Genomic DNA, 16950 nt, shown 5'->3' on the forward strand with positions numbered 1-16950 from the left:
CTCGAACCACGAGGGCGGGTTCCTATTCCGCCGCCAACCTCTGCCCGCTCGGCTTCAGCACATCATCGAAATCGTCGACATTGACGGCCCGATTGGTGGCCTCGTCCGCCGCCCGCATGATGCCGGCCTCGTTGTCGTTGAGCACGCCCGCGGCGATGGCATCGGCGATCGCATCGCGATCATGCCGCCGCTCGATCACGCCCTTGCGCGCCGCCTTGATGAACCGGCCTTCGATCTCTTCGGCCTCCGTCACCTTGATGAACGCATCTTCGAGCACACCCGTGACATCGTCCGGATCGTGGGACACATAGGTGCCCGTGGTCAGCCGATCGCGGAAGGCGCCGGGCTGCAGCACCGCCTTGGCGAAGCGATAGTTTGCCCGGTCCGAAGCGCGCTTGGCGTGACGCCCCAGAGGGAAGCACAGGAACTTCATCGCCCCGGCAAAAACCGGATTTGGGAAGTTGGCGAAAACCTCCCCGAAAATGCGCTCGAGATTGGCGATCCGGTCATCCATGATCGCTTCGACCAGTTCGCGATCTTCGGCGATACGGCCTTCTTCGTCGAAACGCTTGAGCGTCGCCGACATCAGGTAAAGCTCGCCAAGCAGATCAGCCATTCGACCCGAAAGCTTTTGCTTGCGCTTGAGCGCCCCGCCCAGCACCACCGTGGTCCAGTCCGCCACCAGCGCAAAGTCCTGCGCGTAGCGATGGAGGTGGCGGTAATAGCGTGCCATCGGCCCCTGGTTCGGCGAGGATGCAAAGGCGCCATTGCTGACGCCATGGAGGAAGCTTGCCACGATATTGCGCAGCATAAACCGCGTATGTCCGCCAAAAGCGGCATCGAAGGCCTCGATACCAGCGCGCTTGTCCTTGTTCTGCGCCGCCTGCACTTCCTTGAGCAGATATGGATGCGCGCGCAGCACACCCTGCGCAAAGGTCATCAGCGTCCGCGTCAGGATATTGGCGCCTTCCACGGTGATCGCCACCGGAATGGCCATATAGCCGCCGAACAGGTAATTGCCCGGTCCGTCCTGGATAGCGCGGCCACCCTGAATGTCGAAGGCATCGTCCATGCTGTCGCGCATGGCTTCGGTCGTCGTATATTTAAGCAGGCCCGCGATCACCGCCGGGCGCTGGCCTTCATCGACCATTGAGGCGGTGAGACGCCGCGCCGCCTCATACATGTAGGCGCGCTTCACCATCTCGCCGAGCGGCTCGGCAACGCCTTCCATCAGGCCAACGGGAATACCGAACTGCCGGCGCACGCGAGCATAGGCAGACGTCACCCGCAGCGTCGATTTCATTGAGGTCGTGCCGATCGCCGGCAGCGAAATGGCGCGGCCGGTGGAGAGACACTCCATCAACATGCGCCAGCCCTGCCCGGCATAGGCGGTGCCGCCGATCAGATAATCCATCGGAATAAAGACGTCCTTGCCGCGCACCGGACCATTCATGAAGGCCTGCCGCGCCGGGAAGTGCCGGCGGCCGATATCGAGACCCAGATGGTCATGCGGGATCAGTGCCAGCGTAATGCCGATATTGTCGCCGCGGCCCAAATGGTTGTCGGGATCCTTGAGGATGAAGGCGAGGCCCACCAGCGTCGCGATCGGCGCCAAGGTAATATAGCGCTTGTCGAAGTCGAGCCGGACGCCCAACGTTTCCTGTCCATTCCACATCGCCTTCGTGACGACGCCGACATCGCGCATGCCCCCGGCATCGGAACCCGAATGCACGCCGGTCAAAGCAAAGCACGGCACTTCATCGCCCACGGCTAGGCGATGGAGGTACTTTTCCTTCTGCTCCGGCGTGCCATACTTTTCCAGCAGTTCGCCCGGTCCGAGCGAATTGGGAACCATGACCGTAATCCCCGCCGCCACCGAGCGGCTGGCGATCTTGGAAACGATCATCGACTGCGCCTGTGCCGAAAAGCCCAGGCCGCCATGCTCCTTGGCAATCAGCATGCCCAAAAAGCCGTTGCGCTTGAGATAGTCCCAAAGCTCCGGCGACAGGTCGGCACGGTTATGGCGGATGTCCCAATCGTCGATCATCCGGCAGGCGGTTTCGGTCTCGTTGTCCAGAAAAGCTTGCTCGTCCGCGGTCAGGGTCAGCGGCCGGATCTTGGTCAGCTTGTCCCAGTCCGGACGGCCGGAAAACAGCTCCGCATCCCAACCGACGGTGCCAGCATCCAGCGCTTCCTGCTCGGTGCGGCTGACCTTCGGAAGAATGGATTTGACCGCGCCATAGACCGGCGTCGTCAACACCAGCATGCGGATCGGCTTAATCGCCAGTACCAGGAGGGCAGCGCCGAAGACGATCAACAGCCATGAGAACCAGCCTAGTTCATAAGCGACAGCAGCACTCTCGAAGTCGAGCCCCGAGGCAAGTCCAAGCAGCACGAATGCGGCGCCCCATTGCCACAGCGGGCTTTCCCGCACGGCCAAGGTCGCAAAGGCCGCAAGCCCGGCTACGATCAGCAAAAAGGTCATCGCCCACTCCTCCTCGGACAGGCCGACCCGCGCCCTGGGCCTTGCCCGTCAATTCACTCCCGGCTGCTTGCCGGCTCTGCCTTGAAGCGCAGCTTAGCGCGCTTTCGGCAGGGCAACGATACCTTACTCGAGTTTACCTATACGTCAACGGTGAGACCTTTGGGTTCACGCGACCTTGCTCGGCTGACGCGGCATAATCTTGTTCGATGTTGGAATGCCCCTGCCCTCCGTTGACGCTAACGTAAACAAGTGGAATAGTTTCCACCCACTGCCGAATAAACCTGCCCTTGAGCAGAGGCGCGAGACGCCCACGGCACGGAATAGAAGCCGCTCCCTGCGGTATGTGGAGGAACCCCATGGACACGACTGCGACCACCAGCCTGCGCCCCTGGGTCTCGAGCTATCCGGAAAACATCCGCTGGGATGATCGCATCGACGAAACCCCGGTGCATGAGCAAGTGCTCGCTGCCTGCGCCAAGACTCCCCACGCCCTTGCCCTCGACTTTCTCGGCGGCACGACTTCGTTCGGTGAGCTGGGCAAAAAGATCATTGCCTTTGCCGGCGCGCTCCAGACCCAGTTCGGCGTCACCAAGGGCACGCGCGTCGCGCTGATGCTGCCCAACACGCCCTTCTACCCGATCGCCTATTATGGCGTGCTGCGTGCCGGTGGCACCGTCGTCAATTGCAACCCGCTCTACACCGTCCCCGAACTCAGCCACATTACCAAGAATGCCGGCGCCGATATTCTGGTGACGCTCGATCTCCAGCAGATCTTCGAAAAGGGCGAGGCGCTGCTCAAGGCCGGGCATGTCAAAAAGCTTGTGGTCGCGCATTTCCCCAACGCACTGCCGCTGGTCAAGAAAATCCTCTTCTCAGTGGCCAAGCGCAAGGACCTTGCCAGGCCCCGCCAGTCTCCGCACGCCGCCAGCATCAGCTATTTTGATGATCTGCTGAGCCGCAACGACACGCCCACCGCTGTTGCCATCGACGCGCGCAAGGACATCGCTGTCCAGCAATATACCGGTGGCACCACCGGCATTCCCAAGGGCGCGCTCCTCACCCACGCCAACATCTCGGCCAATATGAGCCAGATCGACAAATGGGGTGACGGCCTTTTCCTGCCGCCCTCCAAGGTCGTCGCGGTCCTCCCCTTCTTCCACATCTTTGCCATGACCGTTTGCATGAACGTGCCGCTCAGCAATGGCACGCCGGTGATCATGCTGCCGCGCTTCGAGCTCAAGGCGCTGTTGGCTCTGCTCGAGCGCACCAGGGCCAATGTCTTGCCCGCCGTCCCCACCCTCCTCAACGCCGTGGCCCGCGCCGACAGCGCCAAGCCCGAACAGCTCGCAAGCCTTGAAGTCGCCATTTCCGGCGGCGCCGCTTTGCCCGACGAAGTCCGCGCCGCCTTCGCCAAGAAATCGAAAGCCCTGCTGGCCGAAGGCTATGGCCTCACCGAAGCCAGCCCCGTCGTCTGCTGCGCTGCCCTGCGCAAAACCTCAAAGCCCATGTCCATCGGTCTGCCCCTCCCCGGCACCGACATCCGCTTCGTCGATGTCGACAACCAGAGCGTCGTCGGTGTCGGCGAAAACGGCGAGCTGCAGGTCAAGGGCCCGCAGGTCATGCCCGGCTACTACGACAACGAAGACGCCTCGCGCGACCTTCATGGACGGCTGGCTCCGGACCGGCGACGTCGGCCACATGGACGAGGACGGCTACGTCTTCCTCGTCGACCGTATCAAGGACCTCATCATCTGCTCCGGCTTCAACGTTTATCCGCGCACCATCGAAGAAGCGCTGATGACCCACGAGGCAGTCGAAGAGGTCAACGTCATCGGCGTGCCCGACGAATATCGCGGCGAGGCCCCGGTGGCCTATATCAAGCTCAAGGAAGGCCAGACCGCGACCGAAGCCGGCCTCAAGAGCTTCCTTTCCGACAAGCTCAACAAGATCGAAATGCCCAAGCACTTCATCTTCAAGGACGCTTTGCCCAAAACGCTGATCGGCAAGCTCTCCAAGAAAGAGCTGCGTGAAGAATATGCCAAAACCCATGCGAGGGCCAAGTGAAGCACGTCGACCCGGAAAACCGCGACCTCTTCGCCATCGCCGATCTCGCCAAGGAGTTCGGCATCTCGACCCGCGCCATCCGCTTCTATGAAGCCAAGGGCCTCCTTTCCCCCGAACGCGTCGGCGCCACCCGCATCTTCCGCCGCCGCGACCGCGCCCGCCTTATCCTGATCCTCCGCGGCAAGCGCCTGGGCTTTTCGTTGCGCGATATCTCCGACTATCTCAGCCTCTACGACGCCGATCGCACACAGCAGATCAACCTCCTTTCGGAAAAAGTCGACGAACGCATCGCCCTCCTCGAACGCCAGCGCGACGACCTCGAAACCACGATCACCGAACTGCGCGAGATCCGAAAACTCGCCGACCAACGCTTCGCCAAGGCGTGACTTGAGTTTGTACAACATCAGGTACATATTGCGCTGAGGAGTTTCCCATGCGCGCCAAATCCATTTCCGACTTCCGCAAAAACATCGCTGCCGACATAGATGCCGTGGTGACCGATTTTGAACCCCTCATCATCACGCGTCCAGCTGGAAAGCAGCCTGTCGTTGTCATGTCTTTAGAGGAGTTCGAGGGTTGGAAAGAAACCCTCCACCTCAACAGCACCAAAGCGAACTCTCGGCGCCTGACTCAAGGTGAAGCTGATTTTGAGGCAGGCAAAGGTATTGAAGCCGAGTGGCCTGAGTGAAACTCCTATTCACGGAGACTGGCTGGGACGACTATCAACATTGGCAGACAAACGACCGCGATATTCTCGATAAGGTCAACACGCTGCTCAAGGACTGCAGACGCTCTCCTTTCAGCGGCATTGGGAAACCAGAAGCACTCAAGGGCGATCGCAAAGGCTGGTGGTCGCGCCGCATTACCAAGGAGCATCGCTTGGTCTATCGAGTTGAAGGCGAAATCCTATGGGTTAATCAGTGCCGTTTCCACTACGATAAAAGCTAGCGCCCACCCCTTGGCTTCACATTCTTCGTCATAAAATCCGGCTTCTTCGGCTTCACCCAATTTTTCGGCGGCTCGCGCACCGGCACGTTCGAGCCCAATCCCATCTGCCCCGGCGGGGGCTGGCCGACGATGCCCTCGTCTTCCCCTTTCCAGCGCGCAATCTCGTCGCGCAAGGCCGCGGCGCGCTCGAAATCGAAATTCGCCGCCGCCTCTTCCATTTCCTTTTCCAGCGCGACCAGCCGCGCATGATTGCTTCGTGACGACATCATCTACCCCACAAACGCATCCATATCTTCGATCCGCGCCGCTTCCTGCGCCGGCTTGTCCCAGCGAATGCGGTTGATGCGCGGAAACCGCAAGGCCACCCCCGACTTGTGCCGCGCGCTCTTTTGCGCCGAGTCGAACGCCACCTCGAACACCAGCTCCTTCTTCACCTCGCGCACCGGCCCGAAGGCTGAAACCGTATGCGCCCGGATCCAGCGATCGAGCTGCTTGAGCTCCTCATCGGTAAAGCCGAAATAGGCCTTGCCGATGGGCACGATCTCGTTCCCCTTCCACACGCCAAACGTATAGTCGGAGTAAAACGACGATCGCTTGCCGTGCCCGCGCTGCGCATACATTAGCACCGCATCGACGACGTTCGGATCCCGCTTCCATTTGAACCAATAGCCCTTGGGCCGCCCCGGCACATAAGGGCTGGTGCGCAGCTTCAGCATCACGCCCTCATGCCCGTGCTCGTCCGCCCCCATGCGCCGCAGCCGCGCCAGATCTTCCCAGTCCGCGAAGGGCAGGATTTCAGACACATCCATCCGCGTTTGCGGGTTCCTGGCAAACCAAGCTTCGAGCCGCGCCCGCCGCTGCTGCCAGCTGAGCGTCCTTATATCCGCGTCGCCATCGAACAGCATGTCATAGACCCTGACGAATGCCGGCAGCTCCGCCATCTGCTTGCCCTGTGCGACCTTGCGATTGAGCCGCTGCTGCAAGTCGTTGAACGAGCGCGCATCGAAATCGGCGCCGACCAGCAGTTCGCCATCGAGCACCGCGTGCCCCATTGCCGCCTCGACCACGTCGGGAAAGCTCGCCGCGATATCGTCGCCCGTACGCGAAAACATCGACGCACCGTCCCGGCCCAGTACAAGCTGGACGCGGATGCCGTCCCATTTCCACTCGGCCGAAAAGTCCTTGGGGTCGAGCTTGCCGAAATCGGCATCCTCGATCGGCGTCGACAGCATCAGCGGATGAAACCGCGCCGTATGATCGATATCCGGCCGCCCCGCCTTGCCCTCCAGCCACTCGAACAGTTCAAGATAAGGCGGCTTGATCCCGTGCCACACTTCTTCGATCGCCTGCAGTTCGACCCCGCTCATTTCCGCCAGCGCCGTCTTCGCCAGCCGTGCCGACACGCCGACGCGCAGCGCCCCGGTCGCCAGCTTGATCAGCGCCCAGCGCTCGTGGATCGCCGCCTGCGTCAGCATATCGCCGATCACCCGTGGCAATTCCGCCTTGCTGGTTCGGTTGAGGATCGCCACCACCTCACTGAGCTTGGGCAATTCACCCTCGCCGTGATGCGGCCAGATCAGCGCGATGGTTTCGCCGAGGTCCCCGACATAGTCGTAGCTCATGGCGAACAGCGTCTCGTCCACCTCGCGCAACACCGTCTCGCGCAACAGCGCCGGCTTGACGTTGCGGATGTCCATCTCGCCCGTCAGCACCGCCAATGCCAGCCCGCGATCGGGGTCCGGCACCTCGGTAAAATACTGCGCCAAGGCATCGATCTTGCGCGTCCGCGATGGCGTCAGGGCCAGCAGTTCGAGGAGGTCCGCGAAACGCTTCATTCGCCGCCCTCCCCGCCATCGTCATCGAGCCCCGGCAGCGCCAGCGGTTCGGCGTCGAGCCCCTGCTGCCGGCACCAATACACCAGTGCATCCTCGCGCCCATGCGTCACCCACACGGTAGAGGCTCCGCTGTCGATGATGGATGTGTTGAGCTCGCCCCAGTCGCAATGGTCCGAGATCACCAGCGGCAGCTCAACCAGCGCCTGCCGCGCCCGCTGCTTGATGCTCATCCAGCCCGAGGCCTGGCAAACGACCGGGTCCGGAAACCGCCGGCTCCAGCGGTCGCGAATAGCCGAAGCCGGCGCAATCACGATCTGCCCCGCCATCGCCGCCTTCGGCATGCCTGTGGCCGGGATCAGCTCACCCAGGTCCACACCCAGCTCCTGGTAAAGCTCGCAAAGCCGGATCATCGCGCCATGAAGATAGATCGGCTTGTCCCACCCGGCGTCGCGCAACAGCGCAATGACGCGCTGCGCCTTGCCCAGCGCATAAGACCCGACCAGATGCGCCCGCTCCGGCTGGTCCGCCACCGATTTCAGCAGCCGCGCGATTTCCAACTGCGGCTTTGGGTGCTGAAACACCGGCAGTCCGAACGTCGCTTCGGTCACCAGAATATCGCAATCCACCGGCTCGAAGGCTTCAGACGTCCGGTCCGGCAGGCGCTTATAGTCCCCCGTCACCACGGCCCGCTGCCCTTCGGCCTCGATCAGCACCTGCGCCGATCCCAAAATATGCCCAGCCGGATGAAGGCTCACCACCGCATTGTCCATCACCAGCCGCTCACCCAGCGGCAATGGCTGGAATGTCCCGGCGCAATCCTCGCCATAACGCACCTTCATGATCGCCACCGTCTCCGGCGTCGCCAGCACCGCCCCGTGCCCCGACCGGGCATGATCGGCATGCCCATGCGTAATGATCGCCCGCGGCTTTGGCGTATTGGGATCGATCCACGCATCGATCGAAGGCACATAAAGATCGCGATTGAGGATCGGCTTGTTCATGGAGTCCACAACGACTCAAACGATGCCCCGGTTCATGCGCTGAGCCGAAAGCCCCCCTCCCCTTGAGGGGAGGGGTTGGGGTGGGGGTGTCGTGCTCGCCGGGAACTTGGTGTGCGTGGAAGTCCCGACACCCCCACCCTCGATCCCTCCCCTCAAGGGGAGGGAGGCGCATGACCACGTCCCGTGTTAAAGCACCTGAAACAGGGATACCCAATGCGCAAAACCAATCACCCCGCCGGCACCATTCATCGCCTGACCGTCGACAGCAAAGCTTTGACCAACAACCTGCTTGGCGATCCCATCGCCCGCATCGTCGACGTCTACATTCCCGCCGGCCACACCGGCGAAAACCTGCCCCTCCTCGTCGATCTCGTCGGCTATACCGCAGGCGGGCCCGCGCACACCGCGTGGAAGAGCTTCACCGAAAACGTCCCCGAGCGCCTCGATCGGCTGATCGGCGACGGAAAGATGGCTCCGGTCGCCGTCGCCTTTCCCGATTGCTTCTCGCGCTTGGGCGGCAATCAATATGTGAACTCACCCGTTCTCGGAGACTACGAGGACTTTCTGATCGATGAAATGCTCCCTGCAGTCGAAGGCAAGTTCGGCTGCGGCGGCCCAGGCAAGCGCGGTGTTTTCGGCAAATCCTCCGGCGGCTTTGGCGCCCTGATCCACGCCATGCGCCACCCCGACACCTGGTCCGCCGCGGCCAGCCATTCCGGCGATGCCGGCTTCGACCAGCTTTATCTCGGCGGCTTTCCCGATGTTTTGCGCGCGCTCGCCAAACACGACAATTCTATCGAAGCCTGGATGAACGCCTTCGAAGCCAAGCCCAAGCTCGACGGCAAGGACACCCACATCCTGATGTTCCTCTGCCAGGCCGCAAGCTTCGATCCCGACCCGCAAACCTATCTCGGCCTCCGCCTGCCCGTCACGCTCGACACCTGCGAACTCATCGAAGAACGCTGGCAGAACTGGCTCAAATGGGACCCGGCGCAGATGGTCAAGACCCATGCCGACAGCATTGCCAGTCTAAAGGGTTTTTACCTCGAATGCGGCACCGAGGATCAATACGAGATCCTCTACGGCACCCGCCGCATCCACAAACATCTCGAAGCGCAAGGCATCGCCCACCGCTACGAAGAATTCCCCGACAACCATTCCGGCGTCGACTACCGCATGGACCTTAGCCTGCCCTATCTGGCGAAAGTGCTGAGCTAACGGCTCCTGCGCACCCCTCCCCTTGAGGGGAGGGTAGCGGCGCTAGGCCCAGCGGGCCGTAGCAAAGCTGGGTGGGGGTGTCGTGGTTTTCACAAGCTTGGAAGCATGAGAATGGCCCGACACCCCCACCCTCAGTCCCTCCCTCAAGGGGGAGGGAAGCCAACCGTCAGCGCCCTACTGAACCTTAGTCACCTCAAGCATCCCCGGCCGCTTCTCATTCGCCGCCGTGATCGCCGCCTCGCCGCCCAGTACCACCACATGGCCCTCGCGTGCCACCGCCTCGAGCGCATCCGCCACCGCCTCAAAATCCTTCGGCGACGCCGCAAGGATTTCATCGCGCCGCTGCTGGCGCATCGCGTCGGTCGTGCCGCTCAAGATGCGCCACATTGCCGAATATCCCTTGGCATCGGGAAATTCCGGCCGATCGAGATCGCCGACGACGCCGATCACCGAGCGCACCAGGTCCGCTTCGCCGATCCCGGCGCGCAACGCCTTGGCCGCCCCGTCATAGGCGTCCACGGTCTTGAGCAGATTGGGATCGCGATAGCTAAGGAAAGCAAAATTGCCCGAGCTCAGGTCGAAGCGGCTCGACCCGCCATAGGCCCCGCCCTGCACACGAACCTTGTCCCACAAATACGTCGTGTTGAGATGCCGCAGCACCACGGTCGCTGCCGCGCTGAGCTCCAGCCCCAGCGCCTTGAGGTTGGCACCCTTGCCCACGTAGTTGACCTGCGCCGAGATCACGAGCCCTTCGTTCTTGGGCGCAAGGTCAAGGCTCCATGCCGCCAGTTCCGGCTTGGCACTTGGCAGACCACCGACAAACAATTCAAGCTCTCGCCGCGCTTCACCAACCAGCGACGCGTCGGCGGTGAGATTGACCACCATGCCGTCCCGGTTGAACAGCCGGGCGCGGATCGTCCGCAGCACGGTCTCGACACCATCCCAATCCGTGTCGATGCGCTTCACCAACCCGCGCAAAAATTCGAGATAGCTGACGCCACCCATCTGCTCGGCAATCCAGCCTGCTTCGGTCAGCCCCGCCTTGATGCGCGTGTCCACGATCCCATTGCCGCCCGGCACAAGGCGCGCCGAACCCGGCCTTTTCCTCGAGCGCCATCTGGCGGAAACGCTGGCGATTATCGAGGTTTGCGTCGAGCAGCACTTCGCCCATGATTTCGAGCATCGCGCCGAACTTGTCCGGCACGGCCTTGCCCGAAAGAAAGAACCACGCCGCCGTGCCCGAGCCGTCCTGCCTTGTGGCGAGCGCCCGGTGCTGCTGCACACCGCCGGTCGTCCGGCCGATCCGCTGGGTCAACGAGACGAAATCTTCCTTGCTCGTCCCGGTCTGCAACAGCGCCCGCCCGAACAGCGGCAGATAAGGCAGGTGCTCCTTGTCGAGCGCATGGAGGTCGAAGCCGAGATCGAGGTACAAGATTCCCAGCGTCGGCAGATCATGATAAAGCAGCCGCGCGCCGGAAAGGTCGCTTTCCTCGGTGGGCACCGTGCGGATTTCGCGATCGAGGTCGTTAAGCGTCAGCGCCGGAATCTTGGCCAGATCTTCCGGCTTGTCGACAGCTTCCTGCAGCGCCTTGAGCCGCTCTGTGCGCGCCACAACCTGCGCGATCGCCGCATCATCGAGACCATTCCGCACCGCCGCAAGCCGGTCGGCCTCGGCCTTGGCCTCGCGCGCACCCTGCTCCGGGTCGGCCTCGAGCTTTGCCGTCACCCGATGCTGGTTATCGAGGAACAGCCGGCGAATCTCGCGTTCGAAGTGCCCCTCGCTTGCCTTCCGCTTCAGCGACGCCAGCGCATCCTCATAGACCAGCGGGGCCAGCGGGTCGCCGCCATGCAGCCACGAGCCGAGTGCCGAGAACATAAAAGTCATGCCCCGTGGCGTGCCGCCGGTATTTTGTTCGCGAAGGTTGAATTCAAACGTGTTGAGCGCCGCCTCGCGCTGCTCTTCTGAAAAACCGCTCTCGGCGATCTCGCCCAGCGTTTCGAGCACCAGCGCTTCGACCTTCTCGGCATCCGCCGGATCGATACCCTTGAGCCCAAAGCCGCCCATCGGCTGGCGCAGATACGTCCCGATCCCGCCCCCGATCATGCCTTCGCCTAGCCCGCTTTCAGTCAGCTTCTTGCGCAAAGGCGCCGCCGAATTGCCGGCCAGCAAATAGCTCAGCAAGCCATGGCTCAGCGTTTCTTCGCGATCTTCCGGGGATCGATCATCCAGTTGACCGTCACCATCCCGTCGCGGCGTTTCTCGGGATCGATCGCACCCGCATAGGTGCCCGATACCTGCCGCGGCGCATTCCAGCGCGGCTGGAGCTTCACCTCCGCATCCACCGCGATACGATCGAACCGGCTGAAATAATCATCGAGGATGGCCAGCCGCTGCTCCGGCGCATCGTCTCCCGAAAACACCACCCGCGCATTGGAGGGGTGGTAATAGGTCTGGTGAAAACGCTTGAACTGCTCGTAGGTCAGTTCCGGAATGACCTTTGGATCGCCACCCGAGCTCTTGCCATAGGTCGTGTCCGGATAAAGCGCGTTTTGGCTCAGCGTATGCATCACCGAATCCGGCGACGAATAAACGCCCTTCATCTCGTTGAAGACCACACCCTTATAGACCAGTGGCGCATCCGCGCTTTCGAGCTCGTAATGCCAGCCCTCCTGCTCGAACGTGTCTTCCGAGATCAGCGGAAACAGCACCGCGTCGAGATAGACATCCACAAGGTTATAGAAATCCTTGAGGTTCTGGCTCGCCACCGGATAGGCCGTCTTGTCCGGATAGGTCATGGCGTTGAGGAAGGTGTGCATCGAGCCCTTCAGAAGCTCCACGAACGGCTTCTTCACCGGGTATTTTTGGCTTCCGCACAGCACCGAGTGCTCGAGAATATGCGCTATCCCGGTCGAGTCCTCCGGCGGCGTCTTGAAGGTGATGCCGAACACCTTGTTCTCGTCGTCATTGACGAGGCTCAGCACCTCCGCCCCGGTCTTCTTGTGCTTGTAGAGCAGCGCCTGCGAATTGATCTCGGCAAAACGCTCGTCGCGGACAAGCTCGAAGGCAGGATGGGACATCAGGAAACTCTGGTTATGCGGCAGGTGGCCCTAACCTAGGTGCGGCCGGGCCGCTCGGCTAGATCCAGCAGATCAGATTGACGAGATGTACACTTTTCGTGTACATAGGCGACGGTCGATTTATTCGTTGGTCGATTAGGCAATTGTGCCGCCCGGACCCAGGAGTAGGGATATGAGTAGCAACATATTTTCCGGAGCGGCAATTTGGACTTTGAGTGGAACGAGGAAAAACGCCAATCAAACCTGAAGAAGCACGGCGTCGACATCTTTGATGCGGCGCTGATTTTCGACGACGAATGCCTGACAGTCGAAGATCAAAGGTATGATTATGGCGAGATACGATTGCGATCGACTGGCGTTGTGGACGGTCAGTGTTACGTCGTAATCCATACGGATCGAGATGGCATCATCAGGCTGATTTCTGCCTGGAAAGGAGGTCGACGTGACCGACGAGACCTGGAAACGTATCTCTTTGGCCGAAATAAAGGCGATGAAGAGCAGGGGTGAGCTTTACCAAAACCCGGACGCCCCCGAAGGCCCCGAACTTGGCGACGAGTTTTGGGAAAACGCCGTGCCATTCGAAAACGGCAAGACCTCGGTCCATCTCAAGCTCGACGCCGACGTCTTCTTTTTCTTCAAGCGCCAAGGCAAAGGCCACATCACCCGCATGCAGGACGTGCTCAAAGCCTATGTGCGTGCGCAGGAGGCAAAAGAAGCTGCGGCGCGAACGACTGACGAGAAGCGCAAGGCGGGTTAAACCCCGCCCCGGATCTCCGTCTTCACATTCTTGTCGTACCATTCGGCCAGCTGCTTGTTGAGCGCGGGAAACAGGCTCTTGCGCTCGCTCGCGGCGACATTGTCGTCGATCTGTTCGGGCTTGCTGACGCCGGCAATCACCGTCGACACCTGCGGGTGATCGAGGATCCAGCGCAGGGCGAACTGGCTCATCGGCATGCCTTCGGGCGCCAGGCCCTTGAGCTGCGCCACCAGCTCGACGCCGCGCTCGAAGGGGATACCCGAAAAAGTTTCGCCCACCGAAAAAGCCTCGCCGTCGCGATTGTAATTGCGGTGGTCGCTTTCATCGAAGCGCGTGGTCTTGTCGTATTTCCCGCTCAACAACCCGCTCGCCAGCGGCAGCCGCACAATTACGCCGACATCGCGCTCCGCCGCCAGCGGCAGCAATTTGTCCGCCGCGTCCTGCCGGAAAATGTTGAAAATGATCTGCAGCGTCGCACAGCCCTTCTGGTCGAGGCAGATCAGACCCTCCTCGATGGTCTCGACGCTTGCTCCCCAGTGACGCACCAGCCCTTCGGCCTTGAGCTCGTCCATCCATCCAAAGATCGCGCCATCGCGCAGCACTTCCGTCGGCACGCAGTGAAGCTGCGCCAGGTCCAGCGTCGCCACCCCGAGCCGCGAGGCCGAGGCCTCGAGACTCTCGCGAATGCCATCCTTGGTATAGCCGTTCGGAAACAGCGAGCCTGAACGTCCGAGCTTTGTCGCGACCTTCACGTCGGCACTCTTGGCATGGGCGCCGATCCGGCTTTCCGAAAGTCCGCCGCCATAAACGTCCGCCGTGTCCCAAAAGCTCACGCCCGCCGCAAGCGCACGATCGAGGATGGCATTGGCGGTCTCGTCGCCCACCGGCCCGAAATCGCCGCCCAGCTGCCAGCAGCCGAGCCCGATCTCGCTGACTTCATACCCAGTCTTGCCCAAACGCCGCGTTTTCATCACACTCTCCAAACTACTCGCCCTTGCGGCGCAACCCGATGCCGATCAGCAGGAAAGGCAGGGCCACAAGCGGGATCGCCGCACCGATTACAGTCATAATGCGCGAGATCGCCTCTTGGTGGTCGGGCGCATTCCAGTTTCCACCACTCACCTGGCCGACCATATAAACCGAACCCAGCACCAACAGCACTTCAATCACCAGCAGCAACACGAAGATGCGCGTCGATTTTCTCATCGTAGAGGCCTACTCGAAATAATCCGGGAAATCGGCAATCGTCTGCGCCAGAAGCATTTCCGCCCGCCCGAGATGGTCGCGCATCGCCCGCTCGGCCCCGGCAACATCCGCCCGGCCAACGGCTTCGGCGATCAGCTTGTGCTCGGCAATGGCGCGCTGGCTCGAGCTTACGCCCAGCGTCAGATAGCGCACCCGATCGAGCTGCATTTTATGATCATCGATTAACTGCCAGGCATATTCGACGCCCGCGAGCCGCGCCAGGCTGCGGTGAAAGAACTCGTCCAGCAGGTGAAAGCCCCGGCTATCGCCCTTGTTGGACGCCGCTTCCTGGTCCGCGATCAAGCCCGCGAGAACCGCGGCCGCATCCTTGCCGGGCTGCGCTGCAACCCTGCGGATGATTTCGACTTCGATGCTTTCGCGGATGAACCGGCTCTGCCGCACGCCGTCGGGCGAGATCTTCTTGACCACCGTCGCCCGCTTGGGCCGGATCAGGAGCAGCCCTTGCTGAGCCAAGCGGATAAACGCCTCGCGCACCGGCTGCCGCGAAATGCCATAGCGCGCCGCGATATCGCTTTCCGAAATCACATCGCCAGGCTTGAGCGCCATGGACACGATCTCGTCGCGCAACGCGCCGACGACCCGCATGGCCATGGTTTCCTGCGCAACGATGTCGGCCCCGCCTTCGCTCATGCGCGACTTCTATCCGAACGGGGCCCGCGGCGAAACTGTCCTGCGACCGATATGAATCTAGCCGCTCCTGCGCCTCCTCCCCCGCCTTACGGGGAGGATAGCGTCGCTTGGGCCCCCGGCCCTAGCAAGCTGAGGTGGGGGTGCGCCTCAAACTCTACCGGCTGAACGGCACAGCCGCTGTCAGCACTTCACCCGAATCGTTGAACTCGACTTCGAAATCCACTTGGATCGTGTCGCGCACCAGCACGATCTTGGCGCCGATGCGCACGTCGCTGCCGGCGCGATCCTTGGCCTGCTCGCGCAGATCGAAGCTGATCGTGTCGCCGGAAACCCGGCCGACGGCCAGCCCGGTATAGCCGGCATTGGAGCTCATCGCCGCTTCGTAGCGTCCCAGTTCCTGCTTGTAGGCAATGGTGCCGCTGATCGAGAGCGTCGCATTCACCAGCGTGCAGCGGCCGGTATAGTTGACCTTGCCGATGTCACCCTGTGCCACGTTCAAGCGGCAGCGGAAGGGCTCGTTGCGATCGCCACCGATCAGGGCACTCTCGCCGCGCCAGTTCCCGATATAGGTGTTCAACAATGCCATCTGGTCCTGCGCAAAGCTCGGCACCATCGCCGTCACCTGCAAGACCAGCGCCGCCAGAACCACGCGCAACAATCGTATCGTCATATGCTTCCCTCGAAAAGACCGCCCGGCCCATTCCTGCCAGCACTGCCCGGCTGACACCAGAGCAAAACTGACGGCAATGACGCCCTTGTTACGGATTGGCCAATAACTTACCGCTAGAGAAGGTTTGGCAAACCACCCAGACAAGTGGGCCAGGGGGAAAAGCATCTATGGCCGGTTCGGAAGCTCTTATCGTTGACGCAAAAAACATCGACTACACGCTCGATGTCGCCGGCCGTCCGCTGACCATTCTGCGCAATGTTTCGCTTCAGGTAGCCCCCGCCGAAGTGGTCGCCATTGTCGGCCCGTCCGGCAGCGGCAAGACCTCGATGCTGATGCTGCTCGCCGGGCTCGAAAAAGCCACTGGCGGCGCCGTCGTCGTCAATGGCCGTGATCTGGGCAAGATGAACGAAGACGAACTCGCCCGCTTCCGCCGCCATACGCTGGGCATTGTCTTTCAGAGCTTTCACCTCATCCCTTCCCTTACAGCCCTCGACAATGTCGGCCTCGCCACCGAAATCGCCGAGCCCAAGCTCGGCATGGCCGAAATCCGCACCAAGGCCGCCGCGGCCCTTGCCGCCGTCGGTCTCGGCGACCGCCTCGATCACCGTCCGTCCGCCATGTCCGGCGGCGAACAGCAGCGCGTCGGCCTCGCGCGCGCCACCGTCGCCAATCCCCCGCTCCTCCTCGCCGACGAACCCACCGGCAATCTCGACCAGAAAACCGGCGCCGTCGTCGTCGACCTCATGTTCGACCTCGCCCGCCGCAACCGCACCGCCGTCGTCCTCATCACCCACGACCCCGCCCTCGCCGCCAAAGCCGACCGCGTCTACACGATGACGGCGGGCGAACTGACCGAGACGACGCATAGTGTCTAACGCCTTCTTCTTTGAGACGAGCCCCCACCCAACCTCCCCGTAAGTCGGGGGAGGAGCGCTCCTGTGGATGAGCGAAAAATGGCGGTCTCGCACCGGCCAAACTCCTCCCCCTCCTTAAGGGGA

Annotated in this window: 19 protein-coding genes and 1 pseudogene; 9 read left to right on the forward strand and 11 right to left on the reverse strand. The window is 61.9% G+C overall.

Annotation, left to right across the window (positions count from 1 at the left end; genetic code table 11):
* Nucleotides 1-22: 22 nt before the first annotated feature.
* Complete coding sequence (locus G5575_RS18515; RefSeq protein WP_164535618.1) at nucleotides 23-2485, reverse strand: acyl-CoA dehydrogenase; 2463 nt, start codon at nucleotides 2483-2485, stop codon at nucleotides 23-25.
* Between the two features lie 356 nt (nucleotides 2486-2841).
* Here G5575_RS18515 and G5575_RS18520 point away from each other — a divergent pair.
* From G5575_RS18520 to G5575_RS18535, 5 genes and pseudogenes are all read left to right on the forward strand, one after another.
* Nucleotides 2842-4059: pseudogene (locus tag G5575_RS18520) on the forward strand (AMP-binding protein); the annotation flags it as partial.
* A 223-nt stretch (nucleotides 4060-4282) separates the two neighbouring features.
* Entirely contained in the window at nucleotides 4283-4549 is a 267-nt protein-coding gene (locus G5575_RS22450; RefSeq protein WP_407924882.1) for an AMP-binding enzyme, read from the forward strand.
* Nucleotides 4546-4935, forward strand: a complete 390-nt coding sequence (locus G5575_RS21335; protein ID WP_328766604.1) for a MerR family DNA-binding protein — start codon at nucleotides 4546-4548, stop codon at nucleotides 4933-4935. The genes G5575_RS22450 and G5575_RS21335 overlap by 4 nt, the downstream gene beginning before the upstream one ends.
* Nucleotides 4936-4982: 47 nt before the next feature.
* Nucleotides 4983-5237 (forward strand): type II toxin-antitoxin system Phd/YefM family antitoxin, encoded by a 255-nt coding sequence (locus tag G5575_RS18530; protein ID WP_164535620.1) that lies wholly within the window; start codon nucleotides 4983-4985, stop codon nucleotides 5235-5237.
* Nucleotides 5234-5497, forward strand: a complete 264-nt coding sequence (locus G5575_RS18535; protein WP_164535621.1) for a Txe/YoeB family addiction module toxin — start codon at nucleotides 5234-5236, stop codon at nucleotides 5495-5497. The genes G5575_RS18530 and G5575_RS18535 overlap by 4 nt, the downstream gene beginning before the upstream one ends.
* Here G5575_RS18535 and G5575_RS18540 read toward each other — a convergent pair.
* Genes G5575_RS18540 through G5575_RS18550 form a run of 3 tightly spaced genes read right to left on the reverse strand, consistent with a single transcriptional unit; the run spans nucleotide 5494 to nucleotide 8333 of the window.
* Complete coding sequence (locus tag G5575_RS18540) at nucleotides 5494-5763, reverse strand: UvrB/UvrC motif-containing protein (RefSeq protein WP_164535622.1); 270 nt, start codon at nucleotides 5761-5763, stop codon at nucleotides 5494-5496. The genes G5575_RS18535 and G5575_RS18540 overlap by 4 nt on opposite strands.
* A 3-nt stretch (nucleotides 5764-5766) precedes the next feature.
* Complete coding sequence (locus G5575_RS18545) at nucleotides 5767-7332, reverse strand: cisplatin damage response ATP-dependent DNA ligase (protein WP_164535623.1); 1566 nt, start codon at nucleotides 7330-7332, stop codon at nucleotides 5767-5769.
* On the reverse strand, nucleotides 7329-8333 hold the full coding sequence (locus G5575_RS18550; RefSeq protein WP_164535624.1) for a ligase-associated DNA damage response exonuclease: 1005 nt from the start codon (nucleotides 8331-8333) through the stop codon (nucleotides 7329-7331). The genes G5575_RS18545 and G5575_RS18550 overlap by 4 nt, the downstream gene beginning before the upstream one ends.
* Before the next feature lie 213 nt (nucleotides 8334-8546).
* Between G5575_RS18550 and G5575_RS18555 the strand changes: the two genes are divergently transcribed.
* Nucleotides 8547-9551: an alpha/beta hydrolase gene (locus G5575_RS18555; RefSeq protein WP_164535625.1), complete on the forward strand. Its 1005-nt coding sequence runs from the start codon at nucleotides 8547-8549 to the stop codon at nucleotides 9549-9551.
* A gap of 174 nt (nucleotides 9552-9725) precedes the next feature.
* Here the strand turns inward: G5575_RS18555 and G5575_RS19645 are convergent, their stop codons facing one another.
* The 3 genes from G5575_RS19645 to G5575_RS19655 are packed head-to-tail and all read right to left on the reverse strand — an operon-like array spanning nucleotide 9726 to nucleotide 12629.
* Complete coding sequence (locus G5575_RS19645; protein ID WP_207633260.1) at nucleotides 9726-10478, reverse strand: insulinase family protein; 753 nt, start codon at nucleotides 10476-10478, stop codon at nucleotides 9726-9728.
* A complete protein-coding gene (locus tag G5575_RS19650; RefSeq protein ID WP_207633261.1) occupies nucleotides 10396-11733 on the reverse strand; it encodes an insulinase family protein in 1338 nt (445 codons plus the stop codon). Before G5575_RS19650 ends, G5575_RS19645 begins: the two co-directional genes overlap by 83 nt.
* Nucleotides 11734-11741: 8 nt before the next feature.
* A complete protein-coding gene (locus G5575_RS19655; RefSeq protein WP_207633262.1) occupies nucleotides 11742-12629 on the reverse strand; it encodes an insulinase family protein in 888 nt (295 codons plus the stop codon).
* A gap of 204 nt (nucleotides 12630-12833) precedes the next feature.
* Here G5575_RS19655 and G5575_RS18565 point away from each other — a divergent pair, with 204 nt between their 5' ends.
* Nucleotides 12834-13136 carry a BrnT family toxin gene (locus G5575_RS18565; protein WP_164535626.1) on the forward strand — a complete coding sequence of 101 codons (303 nt, stop codon included), beginning with the start codon at nucleotides 12834-12836 and terminating at the stop codon, nucleotides 13134-13136.
* Nucleotides 13072-13386: a BrnA antitoxin family protein gene (locus tag G5575_RS18570; RefSeq protein ID WP_328766610.1), complete on the forward strand. Its 315-nt coding sequence runs from the start codon at nucleotides 13072-13074 to the stop codon at nucleotides 13384-13386. The genes G5575_RS18565 and G5575_RS18570 overlap by 65 nt, the downstream gene beginning before the upstream one ends.
* On the opposite strand, the gene G5575_RS18575 is transcribed toward G5575_RS18570, so the two are convergent.
* The 4 genes from G5575_RS18575 to G5575_RS18590 form a co-directional block, all read right to left on the reverse strand.
* A complete protein-coding gene (locus G5575_RS18575) occupies nucleotides 13383-14357 on the reverse strand; it encodes an aldo/keto reductase (protein ID WP_164535627.1) in 975 nt (324 codons plus the stop codon). The genes G5575_RS18570 and G5575_RS18575 overlap by 4 nt on opposite strands.
* Before the next feature lie 13 nt (nucleotides 14358-14370).
* Complete coding sequence (locus tag G5575_RS18580) at nucleotides 14371-14592, reverse strand: hypothetical protein (protein WP_164535628.1); 222 nt, start codon at nucleotides 14590-14592, stop codon at nucleotides 14371-14373.
* Nucleotides 14593-14601: 9 nt separating this feature from the next.
* On the reverse strand, nucleotides 14602-15282 hold the full coding sequence (locus tag G5575_RS18585) for a GntR family transcriptional regulator (protein WP_164535629.1): 681 nt from the start codon (nucleotides 15280-15282) through the stop codon (nucleotides 14602-14604).
* A 154-nt stretch (nucleotides 15283-15436) separates the two neighbouring features.
* Nucleotides 15437-15952: a hypothetical protein gene (locus G5575_RS18590; protein WP_164535630.1), complete on the reverse strand. Its 516-nt coding sequence runs from the start codon at nucleotides 15950-15952 to the stop codon at nucleotides 15437-15439.
* A 167-nt stretch (nucleotides 15953-16119) separates the two neighbouring features.
* Here G5575_RS18590 and G5575_RS18595 point away from each other — a divergent pair, with 167 nt between their 5' ends.
* On the forward strand, nucleotides 16120-16827 hold the full coding sequence (locus G5575_RS18595; protein ID WP_164535631.1) for an ABC transporter ATP-binding protein: 708 nt from the start codon (nucleotides 16120-16122) through the stop codon (nucleotides 16825-16827).
* The last annotated feature ends 123 nt before the right edge of the window (nucleotides 16828-16950 follow it).

The organism is Devosia aurantiaca, from assembly GCF_011058215.1.
Lineage (GTDB): Bacteria > Pseudomonadota > Alphaproteobacteria > Rhizobiales > Devosiaceae > Devosia > Devosia aurantiaca.